Consider the following 15,868-nt stretch of genomic DNA (forward strand, 5'->3'; position numbering starts at 1 on the left):
CGATATCAGTAACTGACATGTTTCTGTTCCGCAACCCGCTATTCTGTCGGGGGCAAATCAGTACACCATAACGGCCACCGATCCCGCTGGTAATAGCGCCGCCGCCAGTGGAACATTTACAGGCACATCGCCGACGAAAAACCCGGTTAACAAGAGTTCCGGCGTAGATGAAATGATTTCGCTTAGCGAGGCGACATGGCATTCGGTAAGTGTTGATGAAGAATATTATGCCTGATAACTAAACATCACCATGCGAGGTCTCTTCGGAGGCCTGCTGAAAAAACAGAATAATATTCATTGTCTGTTAATTATTACAGAGAGAGTTAATTTATAAAAAAAAGCGGCAGACTACGCTGCCGCAAATATGAGGAGGACAATTACCGTTACGCTACACCACAAAGTAATCCGTTACTGAGGTAAGTAAAACATAAATATCCCCAACAATGAATCAACGAATCAAACAATCGTCAAATCATGGTATTAATAACCTTGTTCTGTTTTAGCATACTGTGACAGTAAAAATAGATTTTAGTCATTCTGTATATCACACGAAAATTTATAAAACAGATTTGGTTCACTCACAATATACAAATTATTTTCATTATCCATGGCAATCCCTTCTGGCTGGGGGATATCGTCTCTGAGCCCTGACCACTCCGCCGTCAGGAACAATCGATCGCGCACCCGCCACTCGGAACTGACCTCAAGAATCATTTTTGACTCGTCCGACAACACCAGCAGCGAATCCGTTGGGGCATGGTATTCAAGTCCGGAGACATCGCTCACACTCGCAGTGATGGCAGAAGGCAACGCTCTGGTGATACCATTTTTGCTCATCTCTACTTCTTTGATCATAATGGGTTTTCTTTCTTTTGCGGCATATAATCTCTCATTTTTCGCATCCCATGCCGTACCTTCCAGCCCTTTATTTTTTGCTTTGTCATAGCCCTCAAGCTTCACCATGGAGATTATCTGCATGGTGCCGCGCTGAATATCCACCTGTGTTTTATAGACCGCGCCATCTTTCTCACTGCCTATCTGGAACTGGTTGCCCCCACTCCATGCAATAGACTCCGGGTCGTGGATGCCCTGCAGCGGCATCCGTCCTACCAGCTGCCCTTCTGTCGTTAACCAGACCAGTTCAGGGGGATTATTAATAACGGCGAAAAGCATCCTGTCTTCGGCGGAGTAGGTCAAACCTGAAAGGTTACTCTTAACTCCTGCGACTGGTTTTTGCTGAATAACCGCTTTATAGCTACTCAGTGCTAGCGCCGAGGGTTTATCACCATATTTGAGGATCAGTTGATAAACATAGCGTATATCGTCCCTGACCATAAATAAAATCACGCCCAAGAGTACAACCACAATAACGCGTTTTAGTAATCTCATAAAAAATCCATAGCAGATCGCGTCACGACTGATGTCGTAACGCATTTCTTAAAAATAAAGCCGATGTCCGATAGAATCGTTATTCGGTTATGGCGAGCGCCATTAGCATAGGCAAAATGAAATAGTGAGGGTTATCACAAAAAGCCCGATTTTAATCACTAACGTCCCCTTTTTGTAAATTGACATAATCAAGAGGAGGGTAGTTTCGGCTAATTATTTAAATAGTAAGTCTGCAAATTCTTCTCTGTATGCAGGACGAATGACAAAAAGTGATAATTAATGAGATGTAACACCGCAATCTGATCTGCTATTGCTGCTTCCACTTCTATTCAACCGGGCAGCAAAAAAATGAAACTCAACCTTATTACCGTCAGCCTGGCTACGCTCGTTGCCGCTGGCGCATTCCCGGCCCATGCCGGTCCTCAGGCGCATGTCGTGTGCGGCTATCACCACACGCTGGGCGATGACGCGATTATGATGTTTGGTAAAGCGAATCAGGCGATGTGGCATGACTTTTTTGGCAACACCCACACCGACGCGGTCTCTACCTACCAGACGTTGCGCGCGCAACCCGATACCACCTGTGATAATAAAGCCGACAGCTCCGCTTACTGGGCACCGTCCATGAAATTACCCGATGGTGAAATCGTAAATCCGACCTACCAAAAGACCTATTATCAATCCACAAATGTAGCGCAATATCCGCTCCATCCATTCCCGGCCGGGCTGGAGTTACTGGCAGGCGATCATCACGGTACTGGCCCCAGTACCGCAATCACCTTTTTATGTGCCAACGGCAAAGGTTACACCAACAAGGTAGGCGAAATATGCGGCCTGCGTAAAGCGGGCGATGCCGTCCAGTTTAATATCGGGATCGCTTTCCCCAACTGTTGGGATGGCGTCAACCTGAAACCAACCCATAGCCACAATAACGCTATCTATGCCGACCACGGGAAATGTTCCGCAGACTATCCGGTCAAAATCCCAACGGTGAATATGAACATCGCCTGGGTACTCCCGCAGATCTCCTCGCTGGATACGTCCAAAGTGGAATTGTCGATGGACCCGGTAATGCATGGCGAAACCCGGGAAGAGCGCTGGGGAAGTCTTTATACCGCCCATGCCGATTTTATGAATGGCTGGACGGAAGATGGCGCGCAGTTTATGACGGATCTGTGTATGAATCAGGGACTGGATTGCGGCACTACGGTTCCTTACGCCTACAGTAAAGCGGAAGAAAATACCTGGGTAAGCAGCGAAGACGACAAGCCTCATGCCAGCGTCGATACCTTGTACGTACAGGATGACTGGACAAATGGCGGACGCACGCAGCACCCGGAAACGCTCACGCTGGTGAAATTTAAGATCCCGCCCCTGCCTGCCAATATGGACACTTCGCTATTCAAATACCGTATTCGCCTTTTTGGCGGCAAAACGGAAACGAACGGCGCCGATCAAATTTTCTTTTACCCGACCAGCAGTGACTGGCACGTCAGTACCGTGTCCTGGAACAATAAACCGGCGATCAACTACCGTTCCGATGCCGTGTTATATCTGGACCATTCACATGAGTATCGCATGGTTGATGTCGATAAAGCGGTGCGCAAAGCGCTGGCGGAAGGGAAAACGGAAATATCCTGGTATATCGGCGGCGACCGTCAGGGAAATCACTACGACTTCACGCCAGCGGACTCAAAACAGAGCCTGGTGCTGATGCTGACCGGTTTCAAAAAGACGCCGGAGCTGTAATAGTAAACTGTGCCCGCTGACGCAACAGCGGGCACAATGGCGGCACAAGTATTACGGCACGTCATCAAAACCTGACCAATACCTCAGAAAAACAACCGTTTATTCTCAGGCTGTAGTCCCTGTTGCTGCTGAACATCCTGCAGATAACAGGTCGCTATGACGGCAAGCCGGGCATAGAAGGCGCTAACGGTATTGCGTTGCAGCAATTCCAGATAGCGGAATCCCCAGGGCAGCAGATGCGCCTCCAGTAACCGGTTGGCCGCCACGTTGTCGCCTCGTGCCAGCAGATCGCTACAGGCTAATAGCATCAGGCCAAACTGATCTTCCGGCTCGCGTTCACGGTCAGTGAATACCATTCCCTGCGACTGTAAAAAAGCTCGATAATCGGCGGTGGTTTCCCCCATCAGCAAATTATCTTTTTCCAGATAGACCGATCCCCAGGGCGGGACGGGCATCTTTCCCTGGCCTTCAAACAACACGGAAAATTGCCATGTAAGCGCATCATCATCCGGTAGCGACCATGACGCACACAGTGATTCAATAGGTCCGCGATCGCGCCAGGGGTAAAGCTCAGGCAACGTTGGCAAACAATCGAACAACGCTTTCACCTCCGGCCTCTCAGGGGAGTAGTAAAACAGTGCGCCGAGGATACGCGGCAAAACAGCACGGGAAGGCATAGCAATAGCTCCTGAAATATTTCGCCTGATGACGCTACGCTGATCAGGCTTACATGGCACAAGCCGGGCAAAAACTACATTGGCAGCGTCCACAGATTGTAAAACGCAATCCTACCCGCCAACTCCGCCGCGATAACCACCACAGCCGTCATGGCCAGCACCGCAGCGCTCGATTTCAGGCGCGCGCAGACCACCACCCCGACCACGCCCGCCGCCAGCAATATCGCCTGGGCGGTAAACCAGCTATGCTGCGCAGCGGTCAGAGCGCTATCGGCGCTCATCAGCGTCGCCATATAGCCCGGGCGCAGACAAAAGCTCACCAAAATCGCCAACACGCTGACCAGTAGCCCCAGACGGCGCACGCCAAACAATGCCGCCAACGCGCCGCCGCCAATCAACGGCGTCAATATCATCATTGCCGTGGTGTAAGATGAACGCCAGGTCGCCACCGTCGGCAGTTGGTAAATCTGCGGAACGGCGTATAAGAAGACTACTCCGACTATCGCCGCCAACCAGACCAACGCGTTACACAGCGGCGTCGCACGGTTCAGGAATAAACCGAGCGCCCCCAGACCGCCGAGCGCCGCAAAAGCCGCCGACAAGGCAATCTCGTTACTCATCGGCGAATGTCCGACGCGCAGCAGCATATTCAGCGCACGCAGCGGTTGCCCGACGTGGAAGGTGCCGACAACGACGCCAATCCCAAACAGGCACATCACCGAGAACAGACCGATAGCCTTACGCCGCGGCGCGACCAGCCCCATTGCGCCGCCAATCAGCAGCAGAATAAACGCGCCGACCGCGCTCTGGGTAAAGACCGTAAAAAAGACCAGCGGTAACTCATGCATGGCGCACCTCCCGAATGTTCATGATTGCGCCTTCCGTATCGCCCGTGGGTCTCGCTTTCGGATGCGGTTTAATAATGAGGTTAGGATGGGTGAACGACGCCGAAGGCAGCGGCGCGATTTGATTCTCCGTGCCATATTTTGCCCGTAATTCATCGACAGGGCCGAAATCCAGCGCTCGCTGCGGGCAAGAATCCACACAAATAGGGCGCAGATTGTTCTCCAGTCGGTCAAGACAACCGTCGCACTTACGCATCACGTTCGCCTGCGTATCAAACTGCGGCGCGCCGTAGGGGCAGCGCATTTCACAATAACGACAGCCGACGCATACGCTGTCATCCACCACGACCAGACCATCTTCTTTGCGTTTATGCATCGCCCCGGTCGGACAGCCGGAGACACATACCGGCTCATCGCAATGGTTACAAGCAATAGAGAGGTAGTAGGTAAAGGTGTCGTGATGCCAGCTTTCCCCCTCTTTCACCCAGCTTCCGCCGCCATATTCATAGACGCGGCGCAGTTTCGGACCGACATCCAGATCTTTATTATCCTTGCAGCTTACCTGGCAGGTTTTACAGCCTGAACAGCGCGAGGAGTCAACATAAAAGCCATACTGTTTCATCGTACATCACTCCTTAAGCGCGTTTAATTTCAACCAGATTGGTATGCTGCGGATTGCCTTTCGCCAGCGGCGAAGGGTGGTGGCTGGTCAGCGTATTGATACAGCCGCCGACATCAACGCCGTTGCCGTCAAGCCGCGTCCACGCGCCCTGCGGCATCGCCGCCACGCCGGGTAAAATGCGCTGGGTCACTTTACAGGGAAGCTCCACCACGCCGCGGTCATTGAATACATGCACCCGATCGCCGGACTTCAGTTGGCGGGCGCTGGCGTCAATCGGGTTAATCCAGACTTCATCCGGCACCGCCTCATGCAGCATCAGCACATTGCTGTAGGTCGAGTGGGTATGCCCTTTGGTATGGAAGCCGCTTAACTGCAACGGATACTTCGCCGTCAGCGCTTTGTTAAGGTGCGACTCTTTCGCCGGACAAAATTCCGGCAATGCGGGAATTCGCTCGCCTTCTGGCAACGTCCACGTTTGCGCCAGATCCGCCAGCGCCTGGGAGTAAATTTCAATTTTGCCCGACGGTGTGGAGAGTGGATTAGCCTCGGCGTCGGCGCGGAAATCGGCAAACGCAAGGCTCTGCTGCTCGGTAGCGATACGCTGGTCAATCACACCCATCTCTTTCGCCACGCTCCACTCCGGCAGGTATGGACGTTTTTCACGGATCTGCTGATAGTGCATCTCCGCCCACTGCGCCTGAGTTCGGCCCTCGGTATATTGCTCGCGCAGTCCAAGATGCCCGGCGATATCCGCGCAGATGTCATACGTGCTGCGCACTTCCCACATCGGTTTAACGGTTTTCTGAATCGCAATCATATAGTTATGCGATCCCGCCGCATAGGAGCTGTCCACCAGGTCTTCCGCCTCAAGATAGCTGGTCTCCGGCAACAGCAGATCCGCATACATCGCGCTGGGCGTCATATGGTTTTCAATCACGATAATGGTTTCACACAGCGATTCATCCGCGAGAATTTGTCGGGTGCGGTTCGTTTCGCCGTGCTGATTCAGCAAGGTATTACCGGCCTGGTTGAAAAACAGCTTAATTCCGGTTTTTAGCCTGTCCGCGCCTTTCACACCCATTGTCGTCGCGGTCATTTTCTCCGGATGCTGAATGGCGTCCGTCCACAGATAGCAAGGAATAGAGGTTGTGATCGGATTCTTACCGACAGGCAACAATGGCACGCCATACGGCGTACCGTAAGGCCAGTTGCCATTGTTGGTGCCGGGCCGCCCGAAGTGGCCGGTTAACGCTGGCAGCGTCTGAATAGCACGCACGGTTTGTTCGCCGTTGGCATGACGCTGCGGCCCCCAGCCTTGGCAAATATAGCAGGCGCGCGCCGAGGCGATTTCGCGCGCCAGTTGGCGAATACGCGTTGCCGGAATACCGGTGATATCCGCCGCCCATTCCGGGGTTTTCGCGATACCGTCGTCGCCCGTGCCAAGAACATAATCTTTATAGCTGGCGTTAGGCGCAGCCGTGTCCGGCAAGGTGCTACGGTCATAGCCGACGCAATAGCGGTTTACCAGCGCCTCGTCGAGAAGCTGTTCGGTAATCAGCGTATGCGCTATGCCGGCGACTAACGCAGCGTCCGTGGTTGGGCGAATCGGTAGCCATTCGGCGTGTTCGGTAATCACCGAATCGGTATAGCGCGGATCGATAATAATGACCCGGGCTTTCGAGGTCTCCAGCGCCCGGCGCAGCTCTTCAACCTGACCGCCGCCGGACATCCGCGTTTCTGAGAGATTCAGGCCAAATAGCACCACCAGATCGGAATGCGCGATCTGCGTAAAATGGCTACCGACATAATCACCGTGGGTATAAGGCGTGGCGGTGGCGATTTGCGCCGTGGAATAGGTGTTGTGATAATTTAAATAACCGCCGGTGAGATTTAGTAATCTTATCCAGGCGGGTCTGCCCTGCGTGTGATAATACGCGCCGGATTGATAATTATAATAAATAGCTTCCCGGCCATATTTTTCGCTAACGCGCGTTAATTCTGCCGCAATAAAGGCTGTGGCCTCATCCCATGAAATACGTTTAAATTTTCCTTCGCCGCGTTTTCCCACTCTTTTCATCGGATACTTAATGCGATCCGGGCTATAGACGCGCCAGCGACTGGAACGCCCGCGCAGGCAGGGACGAATCTGATGCTCGCCGAATACCGCGTCATCTTTCGCGTCTTCCGGTTCAATACGCACAATGCGATCATTTTTCACGATAACCTTAAGCGGGCATCGGCTGCCACAGTTGACCAGACAGGCGCTGTGCCTGACGGTTTCGCCGTTGGCATCCTTCGGTATCGGGGTATCCTGCGCCTGGGCAGTGGTAGCAAAAGGCAGCGTAATCGCCTAGCTTAGCGTCACCGCCGCCCCTACTTTTGCAGTAGCGACAATAGCATCACGTCGGGTTATGGTTGTGTTCAGCCATTTTTTTATTTCCATTTTTTATTTCTCACATTGCTTCCATAATTATTAATAATATGTAATGAAAACTAATCATAATAGATTAAATATTAGCGCTGATTGATTGTGATCAAACGCATTCTGAACGTCAGTAAAAATAAAATGTGATACCGCATACGTTATTATAAAAATTAATGAAAAATTATTTTATGTAATTCTGATGAAAATAAATTACCCATCACGGTATCCGGCGATATTAATTAACGACATGACGTTTGCCAGTCGACATGAGCAGGTAGCGCCCCCTGCAAGGCAAGACGGGCTTTTCAACACTGGAGCAACATCGCCTATGCCTTTGAATTAGACGCCTCATCAGGGATAATAACCTTACGATTCGTCCGCTCAGGTCCACTATGAAACACTCCCTGCCATGCCGGGCGTTACGCAAACGCCCCATGAAACTCGGCACTACCGTCATTCTGATGGTCAGCGCCGTTTTGTTTTCGGTGCTCGTTGTGGTCCATCTGATCTATTTTTCGCAAATCAGCAGCATGACGCGCGACGCGCTGGCAGATAAAGCGCTGGCGGTGGCTCGCTCGCTGGCGGACTCTCCGGCAATTCGCGAGGGGCTGAAAAAACCGCCTGCGGAAAGCGGCATTCAGCCGCTCGCCGAAGCGGTGAGCCAGCATAATGGCTTTTTGTTTATTGTGGTGACCAATATGCAGGGCATCCGTTATTCGCACCCAGAAACGCAGCGAATCGGCCAACCGTTCAAAGGCGATGATATTCTGCTCGCGCTGCAGGGAAAGGAAAACGTTGCCATTAATCGCGGCTTTCTTGCCAAAGCGCTGCGCGTTTTCACACCGGTTTATGATGAACGCCACCGGCAGATCGGCGTGGTAGCGATTGGCCTGGAACTCAGTCACGTTACGCAGCAGATCAACAATAGCCGCGGCAGTATTATCTGGTCCATTCTGTTCGGCGCTCTGGTGGGGTTATTAGGCACCTATGCGCTGGTCAAGGTGCTGAAACGTATCCTGTTTGGCCTCGAACCCTATGAGATCTCAACCCTGTTTGAACAACGCCAGGCGATGCTGCAGTCAATCAAAGAGGGCGTTATCGCCGTGGATGATAGCGGCGAAGTCACGTTGATTAACCATGCGGCGCAGGCGCTGCTCGATTATCGAAAAACGCAGGATGACGCCAGATTATCCACCCTGAGCCATGCCTGGTCGCAGGTAGTGGACATTAGCGAAGTGTTGCGTGACGGTACGCCGCGCCGCGATGAAGAGATCATCGTCAAAGGCCGCCTGCTGCTGGTGAATACCGTTCCGGTGCGCAGCAACGGCGAAATTATCGGCGCGATATCCACCTTCAGGGATAAAACAGAAGTTCGCCAACTGATGCAGCGGTTGGACGGGATGGTGAACTACGCGGATGCGCTCCGTGAACGATCCCACGAATTCATGAACAAATTACATGTGATTCTGGGATTATTGCACCTGAAGAGTTATAAGCAGCTTGAAGCGTATATTATCAAGACGGCCAATAACTATCAGGAAGAGATCGGTTTGCTGCTGGGTAAAATAAAGTCGCCGATTATCGCTGGCTTTTTGCTCAGTAAGATTACTCGTGCCTCTGATTTCGGGCACAGCCTGGTGATAAGCAGCGACAGCCAGTTACCGGATAATAACAATGAAGATCAGGTTACGGTGCTGATTACGGCGCTGGGTAATTTGATTGAAAACGCTCTGGAAGCGTTGAGCCAGGAATCCGGCGGCGAAATCAGCGTCTCGTTACACTACCGTCATGGCTGGCTGCATTGCGAAGTGAGCGATGACGGTCCGGGTATCGAACCTGAGCGCATCGAGGCGATTTTTGAAAAAGGCGTCTCGTCGAAAGGCGCCGAACGCGGCGTCGGTTTAGCGCTGGTTAAACAGCAGGTTGAAGCACTTGGCGGCGTAATTTCCGTGGAGTCCGAGCCTGGGATCTTCACACAATTTTTTGTACAGTTACCCTGGGATGGAAAAAGGACCAGCCTATGATCAATGTATTAATTGTCGATGACGATGCGATGGTCGCGGAGTTAAATCGCCGCTATGTCGCGCAAATCTCCGGTTTTCATTGTTGTGGAACCGCTTCGACGCTGGAAAAAGCGAAAGAGTTTATCTTCAACAGTGAAAATCACATTGACCTAATCCTGCTGGATATCTATATGCAGCAGGAAAACGGGTTGGATCTGCTGCCTGTCCTGCACAGCGCAGGCTGCAAAAGCGACGTTATTGTCATTTCTTCTGCCGCTGACGCCGCCACCATTAAAGATTCGCTTCACTACGGCGTGGTGGATTATCTGATCAAGCCTTTTCAGGCCACGCGCTTTGAAGAAGCGTTGACCGGCTGGCTACGTAAGAAAACGGCGATGGAAAAACGCCAGTATTACGAACAGTCTGAGCTTGACCTGCTCATTCACGGTAATTCATCCAGCGAGCAGGAGCCTCGTCGGCTACCAAAAGGGCTGACGCAGCAAACGCTACGCACCTTATGTCAGTGGATTGATGCGCATCAGGAGCAGGAATTTTCTACCGACGAGTTGGCCAACGAAGTGAATATCTCGCGCGTCTCCTGCCGTAAATATCTCATCTGGCTGGTGAATTGCCATATCTTGTTTACCAGTATTCATTACGGCGTGACCGGCAGGCCGGTTTACCGCTACCGCGTTCAGCCGGAACATTACTCTTTACTGAAACAATATTGTCAGTAAGGATACCGCATAAAGCCGACGCGAAGCGTTATATCCTGGTAACATTTATTATAACAATGCCAATAAAAACGCTATCACATTAATAACAAACCTGGGAAATTGTGTCAGATCAAATATACTCACCCCAGGCCTGTTAACGTTATTTTCTATTATTACAGCGCTCTGCGCTGTTTTTAATTTCAAAACGCTAACAAAAGTTAATTAAGTATTATCCCATGCCGAGAGTGTGTATTTTTATTAAAAAAGGGATTTGTCCGGAATTTTCCTGACACTTAAATAAAATTATGTTTGTAGCAATGGAGCTTGTGCTACGCCTATGGACAATACGTATATTGGTGAGCAGATACGCGTCTCCACACGCCATACTAATAATTTAAAAAAATGGCGTGACAATGATCACATAAGTCACATTCTGTTCGATTTATCTCGTGATTTACCTGATGGCGAGACACAAAAATTAAATAATAAACGCCTGTTTTTAAAACAGACAAATCATAATTTACTGCTCTCGCTGACTCCACCTGCCCATCGCCAGAGGGTACGCCCCTCTGAACATCACTATCGCAAGAAAATAATTACTTAAAGCAACTCTGTAAAAAGCTTAATCGTTAATCGTCGCCACTGGCGCATTGAATATTCGCCATTTCCTGATGCTCATTCACACAAATCAGAAGATGGCTGTGATCCATTTATCAAAATTGACTGGGTTTATCGCGAGGATAAATAAAAATGTTATTTAGTATACAGCTTCTCATAATATTAATATGTCTGTTTTATGGTGCCCGAAAGGGCGGGATCGCGCTCGGGTTGTTGGGCGGTATCGGTCTGGTCATTCTGGTGTTTGTTTTCCATCTCCAGCCAGGTAAACCGCCCGTTGACGTAATGCTGGTCATTATCGCGGTAGTCGCCGCGTCGGCAACGTTGCAGGCGTCAGGCGGACTGGATGTGATGTTGCAGATTGCCGAAAAGCTGCTGCGCCGCAACCCCAAATACGTCTCTATTGTGGCGCCGTTCGTCACCTGTACCCTGACGATTCTGTGTGGGACAGGCCACGTGGTCTACACCATTTTGCCGATTATCTATGACGTGGCGATCAAGAATAATATCCGTCCGGAACGTCCAATGGCGGCCAGTTCTATCGGCGCGCAAATGGGCATCATCGCCAGTCCGGTTTCCGTCGCCGTGGTTTCTCTGGTAGCGATGCTGGGCAACGTGACATTTGACGGAAAACATCTGGAGTTCCTCGATCTGCTGTCGATCACCATCCCGTCTACCCTGCTCGGTATCCTGGCAATCGGTATTTTTAGTTGGTTCCGCGGTAAAGATCTGGATAAAGACGAAGCGTTTCAGAAATTTATTTCCGTACCGGAAAACCGTCAGTACGTGTACGGCGATACCGCGACGCTGCTGGATAAAAAACTGCCGAAAAGCAACTGGCTGGCGATGTGGATCTTCCTGGCGGCGATTGCCGTGGTCGCTCTCCTGGGCGCGGACTCCGACTTACGTCCAACCTTCGGCGGCAAACCGTTGTCGATGGTGCTGGTCATTCAGATGTTCATGCTGCTGACCGGGGCGCTCATTATCATCCTGACCAAAACCAATCCTGCGTCTATCTCAAAAAACGAAGTTTTTCGTTCCGGTATGATTGCGATTGTCGCGGTATACGGGATCGCCTGGATGGCGGAAACCATGTTCGGCGCGCATATGTCGGAAATTCAGGGCGTGCTGGGCGAAATGGTCAAAGAGTATCCGTGGGCCTATGCCATCGTTCTGCTTCTGGTCTCCAAGTTTGTTAACTCCCAGGCGGCGGCGCTGGCGGCGATTGTTCCCGTCGCGCTGGCTATCGGTGTCGATCCGGCGTATATCGTGGCCTCTGCGCCGGCATGTTATGGCTACTATATCCTGCCGACCTACCCAAGCGATCTGGCGGCGATTCAGTTTGACCGTTCCGGCACAACCCGTATTGGCCGCTTCGTCATTAACCACAGCTTCATTCTGCCGGGTTTGATTGGCGTGAGCGTCTCCTGCGTCTTTGGCTGGATCTTTGCCGCAATGTACGGATTCCTGTAATGGCCGCGCGCGCCGCCCGGTTATGCGCGGCGCGCGACTTAGAGCCTGGCCCGTGAGGCTCTTAATACATTTTCTTACTATTAGGCTGGAAGCACATGTCGAAAAAAGAGTTTATCTATCAGGCGCCTTTCCCGATGGGAGAGGACAAAACAGAGTATTATCTGCTCACCTCCGATTATGTCAGCGTCAGTGAATTCAATGGAGAATCTATCCTCAACGTTGAGCCGCAGGCGTTAACATTGCTGGCTCAGCAAGCCTTCCATGATGCGTCTTTTATGCTCCGTCCTGAACACCAGCAGCAAGTCGCCGCCATTCTCCATGACCCCGAAGCCAGCGAAAACGACAAATATGTGGCGTTGCAATTCCTGAGAAACTCCGAAATCGCCGCCAAAGGCGTTCTGCCGACCTGCCAGGATACCGGCACGGCGATTATCATGGGTAAAAAAGGCCAACGCGTCTGGACGGGCGGCGGCGATGAAGCCGCGCTCTCCAAAGGCGTGTTTAATACCTATATCGAAGATAACCTGCGCTACTCGCAGAACGCGCCGCTGGATATGTACAAAGAGGTCAATACCGGCAGCAACCTGCCAGCGCAAATCGATCTCTATGCCGTCGACGGCGACGAGTACAAGTTCCTTTGCGTGGCGAAAGGCGGCGGTTCAGCAAACAAAACGTATCTCTATCAGGAGACCAAAGCGCTGCTCACCCCAGGCAAGCTGAAAAACTTCCTCGTTGAGAAAATGCGCACGCTGGGCACCGCGGCCTGTCCGCCATACCATATCGCCTTTGTCATTGGCGGCACCTCGGCGGAAAGCACGCTGAAAACCGTTAAACTCGCCAGCACCCACTATTACGACGCGCTGCCGACGGAAGGTAACGAGCACGGCCAGGCATTCCGCGATCTCCACCTGGAACAGGAACTGCTGGAAGAAGCGCAAAAACTTGGCCTCGGCGCCCAGTTCGGCGGGAAATATTTCGCCCACGATATTCGCGTAATTCGCCTGCCGCGTCACGGCGCTTCCTGTCCGGTGGGGATGGGCGTCTCCTGCTCGGCAGACCGTAACATCAAAGCGAAAATCAACCGCGAAGGCATCTGGATCGAAAAACTGGAACACAATCCGGGCCAGTATATTCCGCCAGCACTGCGTCAGGCGGGCGAAGGCGACGCGGTAAAAGTCGATCTCAACCGTCCGATGAAAGAGATCCTCGCCCAGCTATCGCAGTACCCGGTCTCGACTCGCCTGTCGCTGACGGGCACCATTATCGTAGGTCGCGATATCGCCCACGCGAAGCTAAAAGAGCGTATTGAATCCGGCGAAGACCTGCCGCAGTATATTAAAGACCATCCCATCTATTACGCAGGTCCGGCAAAAACCCCGGCAGGTTATCCATCTGGCTCATTAGGCCCCACCACCGCAGGCCGAATGGACTCTTATGTCGATCTACTGCAATCCCACGGCGGCAGTATGATCATGCTGGCGAAAGGCAACCGTAGTCAGCAGGTCACGGATGCCTGTAAAAAACATGGCGGCTTTTATTTGGGCAGTATCGGCGGCCCGGCGGCGGTACTGGCACAGCAGAGCATTAAGCATCTGGAGTGTGTCGAATATCCGGAACTCGGCATGGAAGCTATCTGGAAAATTGAAGTAGAAGATTTCCCGGCCTTTATCCTGGTGGATGACAAAGGCAACGATTTCTTCCAGCAGATTGTCAGCAAACAGTGCGCTAACTGCGCGAAATAACTTGGCAGGCCCGGCGTTCTCCCGGGCCGCGTTATCGGTTAATTGCCGGATGGCGCTACGCTTATCCGGCTTATCCGGCCTGCACGAGAGAACATGCTCACGCTTTTACATCGCTGGTCGCTACCACAGAAATCGCCGGGCTATCCGGCTGTTCGACGAATGGCGGCGTTTTCCGGTATTTATCCAGCAGGTGGATCTGAATCTTGCGCAGCATGTCGCCATTCAAACGGTAGTAGCGGAAGTAGAGAACCAACGTCATCATGAAAAACAGTACCGGCAGGACAATCATAATAAACTGCATCCCCTGCAGGGTTTGCGCAGACTGCGCCACGTTCGGCGTGTAGCCAATCAGCCCCAGCACCAAAGCGATAAAGAACGCCGCAAACGCCGAGCCGCCCTTCACGACCATCGTCTGTACGGAATAAGCGATACTCTCGCAGCGAATATTGAGCTTAAATTCCCCATAATCGACCGTATCCGCCACCATGATTACCTGAAGCACCCAAAAGAGCGCGGTCCCGATATTCAGGAAAATACCCGCCGCCACGATTAAAGCGGCATTATGGACATCCGCCAACGCCATCGCGAAGAGCCCTGCGCAACTCAGAACGGGCATCACGGAGGCGCCCGCCCACAATATCCGCCGCGATAACATTTTCACCAGCCGGGGGAAGACAATCAGCGTCAGCAGATTCGCCGCGCCGGCGTAAGAAAGGTAATAGGGAAAAAGATCGGCATCGCCAATCACATAGGTGAAGTAGTAGATCGCAAAGCCATTGATAATATTGGAGGCAATGTTATACGCCAGCGCCATTCCCAACAGGCAAGAGAGCTGATCATTTTTGTATATCAATCCAACGATCGTTTTTAACGTCAGATGTGGGCGGCCCGCCGTTACACCGTTGTCGGAGGAGTACACCTCATGGACGTTGCATAATGTCACGATAGTCGAGGCGATAAAGAACGCAATTAGCACCAGCGTAAACATCTGAAAGCCGAACCCACGATCCGCTCCGCCAACGTAGTTCACAAACGGCAGCGTTATACCGGCAGTGACGAAGCCAGCCAGACTGGCGAAGAAACGCGGGAACGGCACCAGTTGTTCGCGTTCTCGCTTATCAAGCGTAATGGTCGGCACCAGCGACCAAAATGGGATATCCATAATGGTATACGTCATGCCCCACAGGATGTAGGTTACGCAGACAAACACAACCTGCGCGGTTCCCTCAAAAAGATGAGCGCTGAACAGCAGGAAAAGCACCAGCGAATTGGTTAAGGTGCCGATCAATATCCACGGCTTAAATTTCCCCCACCGCGAACGCGTGGCGTTGACAATCCAGCCCATGATGGGATCGTTTATCGCATCCCAGATTCGCGCGACCAGAAAGAGGGTGCCGACGAGGCCGACCGAGAGTCCCACCACATCGGTGTAGTAATACATCAGGTACATATACACAATGCCGATGGCGAAATCCTTACCAAACGCACCGAACCCGTAACTCAGCTTTGTTGTCAGAGAGATGCTCATAGGGTACCGGGTCGCTGTTACCAGCGCCCGCCTTCTGTTAGTAGAGGTTAAACGCCGGATCTGCCGTCCAGCGCGGCTGGA

The 15,868-nt window shown here is 52.0% G+C and carries 11 protein-coding genes and 2 pseudogenes; 7 read left to right on the forward strand and 6 right to left on the reverse strand.

Annotated elements, in window-relative coordinates; genetic code table 11:
• Positions 1–103 precede the first annotated feature (103 nt).
• Positions 104–235, forward strand: a pseudogene (locus J1G48_RS23470) (hypothetical protein); the annotation flags it as partial.
• A 293-nt stretch (positions 236–528) separates the two neighbouring features.
• On the opposite strand, the gene J1G48_RS20385 reads toward J1G48_RS23470, so the two are convergent.
• Positions 529–1,434, reverse strand: a complete 906-nt coding sequence (locus J1G48_RS20385; RefSeq protein ID WP_001268200.1) for a YjiK family protein — start codon at positions 1,432–1,434, stop codon at positions 529–531.
• A 303-nt stretch (positions 1,435–1,737) separates the two neighbouring features.
• On the opposite strand from J1G48_RS20385, the gene J1G48_RS20390 reads away from it, so the two are divergent.
• The gene (locus J1G48_RS20390) at positions 1,738–3,138 is read left to right on the forward strand and encodes a DUF1996 domain-containing protein (RefSeq protein ID WP_000773795.1); all 1,401 of its coding nucleotides are present in this window, start codon (positions 1,738–1,740) and stop codon (positions 3,136–3,138) included.
• 83 nt (positions 3,139–3,221) lie between these two features.
• Here J1G48_RS20390 and J1G48_RS20395 read toward each other — a convergent pair whose 3' ends face one another.
• The 4 genes and pseudogenes from J1G48_RS20395 to J1G48_RS20410 all read right to left on the reverse strand — a co-directional run bounded on the left by J1G48_RS20395 (position 3,222) and on the right by J1G48_RS20410 (position 7,725).
• Positions 3,222–3,815, reverse strand: coding sequence for a molecular chaperone (locus J1G48_RS20395; protein WP_001676223.1), 594 nt, complete (start codon positions 3,813–3,815; stop codon positions 3,222–3,224).
• Between the two features lie 74 nt (positions 3,816–3,889).
• Positions 3,890–4,663: a DmsC/YnfH family molybdoenzyme membrane anchor subunit gene (locus tag J1G48_RS20400; protein WP_000544915.1), complete on the reverse strand. Its 774-nt coding sequence runs from the start codon at positions 4,661–4,663 to the stop codon at positions 3,890–3,892.
• Entirely contained in the window at positions 4,656–5,282 is a 627-nt protein-coding gene (locus tag J1G48_RS20405) for a DMSO/selenate family reductase complex B subunit (protein WP_000816143.1), read from the reverse strand. Before J1G48_RS20405 ends, J1G48_RS20400 begins: the two co-directional genes overlap by 8 nt.
• A 13-nt stretch (positions 5,283–5,295) precedes the next feature.
• Positions 5,296–7,725: pseudogene (locus J1G48_RS20410) on the reverse strand (DMSO/selenate family reductase complex A subunit).
• A 374-nt stretch (positions 7,726–8,099) separates the two neighbouring features.
• Between J1G48_RS20410 and J1G48_RS20415 the strand changes: the two are divergent.
• The 5 genes from J1G48_RS20415 (at position 8,100) to fumA (ending at position 14,259) form a co-directional block, all read left to right on the forward strand.
• A complete protein-coding gene (locus tag J1G48_RS20415) occupies positions 8,100–9,731 on the forward strand; it encodes a sensor histidine kinase (RefSeq protein WP_000682894.1) in 1,632 nt (543 codons plus the stop codon).
• Positions 9,728–10,447, forward strand: coding sequence for a two-component system response regulator DcuR (dcuR, locus tag J1G48_RS20420; RefSeq protein WP_000611307.1), 720 nt, complete (start codon positions 9,728–9,730; stop codon positions 10,445–10,447). Before J1G48_RS20415 ends, dcuR begins: the two co-directional genes overlap by 4 nt.
• Positions 10,448–10,763: 316 nt before the next feature.
• Positions 10,764–11,030, forward strand: a complete 267-nt coding sequence (locus J1G48_RS20425) for a hypothetical protein (protein WP_001576548.1) — start codon at positions 10,764–10,766, stop codon at positions 11,028–11,030.
• Between the two features lie 146 nt (positions 11,031–11,176).
• Positions 11,177–12,517 (forward strand): anaerobic C4-dicarboxylate transporter DcuB, encoded by a 1,341-nt coding sequence (dcuB, locus tag J1G48_RS20430; RefSeq protein ID WP_000899149.1) that lies wholly within the window; start codon positions 11,177–11,179, stop codon positions 12,515–12,517.
• 95 nt (positions 12,518–12,612) lie between these two features.
• On the forward strand, positions 12,613–14,259 hold the full coding sequence (fumA, locus tag J1G48_RS20435) for a class I fumarate hydratase FumA (protein ID WP_000037202.1): 1,647 nt from the start codon (positions 12,613–12,615) through the stop codon (positions 14,257–14,259).
• Between the two features lie 97 nt (positions 14,260–14,356).
• Here fumA and melB read toward each other — a convergent pair whose 3' ends face one another.
• Complete coding sequence (gene melB, locus J1G48_RS20440) at positions 14,357–15,787, reverse strand: melibiose:sodium transporter MelB (protein ID WP_000028066.1); 1,431 nt, start codon at positions 15,785–15,787, stop codon at positions 14,357–14,359.
• Between the last annotated feature and the right edge of the window lie 81 nt (positions 15,788–15,868).

Origin of the sequence: Salmonella sp. SAL-020 (assembly GCF_017372215.1) — a bacterium.
GTDB classification, from domain to species: domain Bacteria; phylum Pseudomonadota; class Gammaproteobacteria; order Enterobacterales; family Enterobacteriaceae; genus Salmonella; species Salmonella enterica.

Bases quoted from the DNA above. Each gene is read 5' to 3' on its own strand.
- J1G48_RS20400 (WP_000544915.1), bottom strand. From the start codon at position 4,663: ATGCATGAGTTACCGCTGGTCTTTTTTACGGTCTTTACCCAGAGCGCG.
- dcuB (WP_000899149.1), top strand. From the start codon at position 11,177: ATGTTATTTAGTATACAGCTTCTCATAATATTAATATGTCTGTTTTAT.
- dcuR (WP_000611307.1), top strand. From the start codon at position 9,728: ATGATCAATGTATTAATTGTCGATGACGATGCGATGGTCGCGGAGTTA.
- fumA (WP_000037202.1), top strand. From the start codon at position 12,613: ATGTCGAAAAAAGAGTTTATCTATCAGGCGCCTTTCCCGATGGGAGAG.
- J1G48_RS20425 (WP_001576548.1), top strand. From the start codon at position 10,764: ATGGACAATACGTATATTGGTGAGCAGATACGCGTCTCCACACGCCAT.
- melB (WP_000028066.1), bottom strand. From the start codon at position 15,787: ATGAGCATCTCTCTGACAACAAAGCTGAGTTACGGGTTCGGTGCGTTT.
- J1G48_RS20390 (WP_000773795.1), top strand. From the start codon at position 1,738: ATGAAACTCAACCTTATTACCGTCAGCCTGGCTACGCTCGTTGCCGCT.
- J1G48_RS20395 (WP_001676223.1), bottom strand. From the start codon at position 3,815: ATGCCTTCCCGTGCTGTTTTGCCGCGTATCCTCGGCGCACTGTTTTAC.
- J1G48_RS20415 (WP_000682894.1), top strand. From the start codon at position 8,100: ATGAAACACTCCCTGCCATGCCGGGCGTTACGCAAACGCCCCATGAAA.
- J1G48_RS20405 (WP_000816143.1), bottom strand. From the start codon at position 5,282: ATGAAACAGTATGGCTTTTATGTTGACTCCTCGCGCTGTTCAGGCTGT.
- J1G48_RS20385 (WP_001268200.1), bottom strand. From the start codon at position 1,434: ATGCGTTACGACATCAGTCGTGACGCGATCTGCTATGGATTTTTTATG.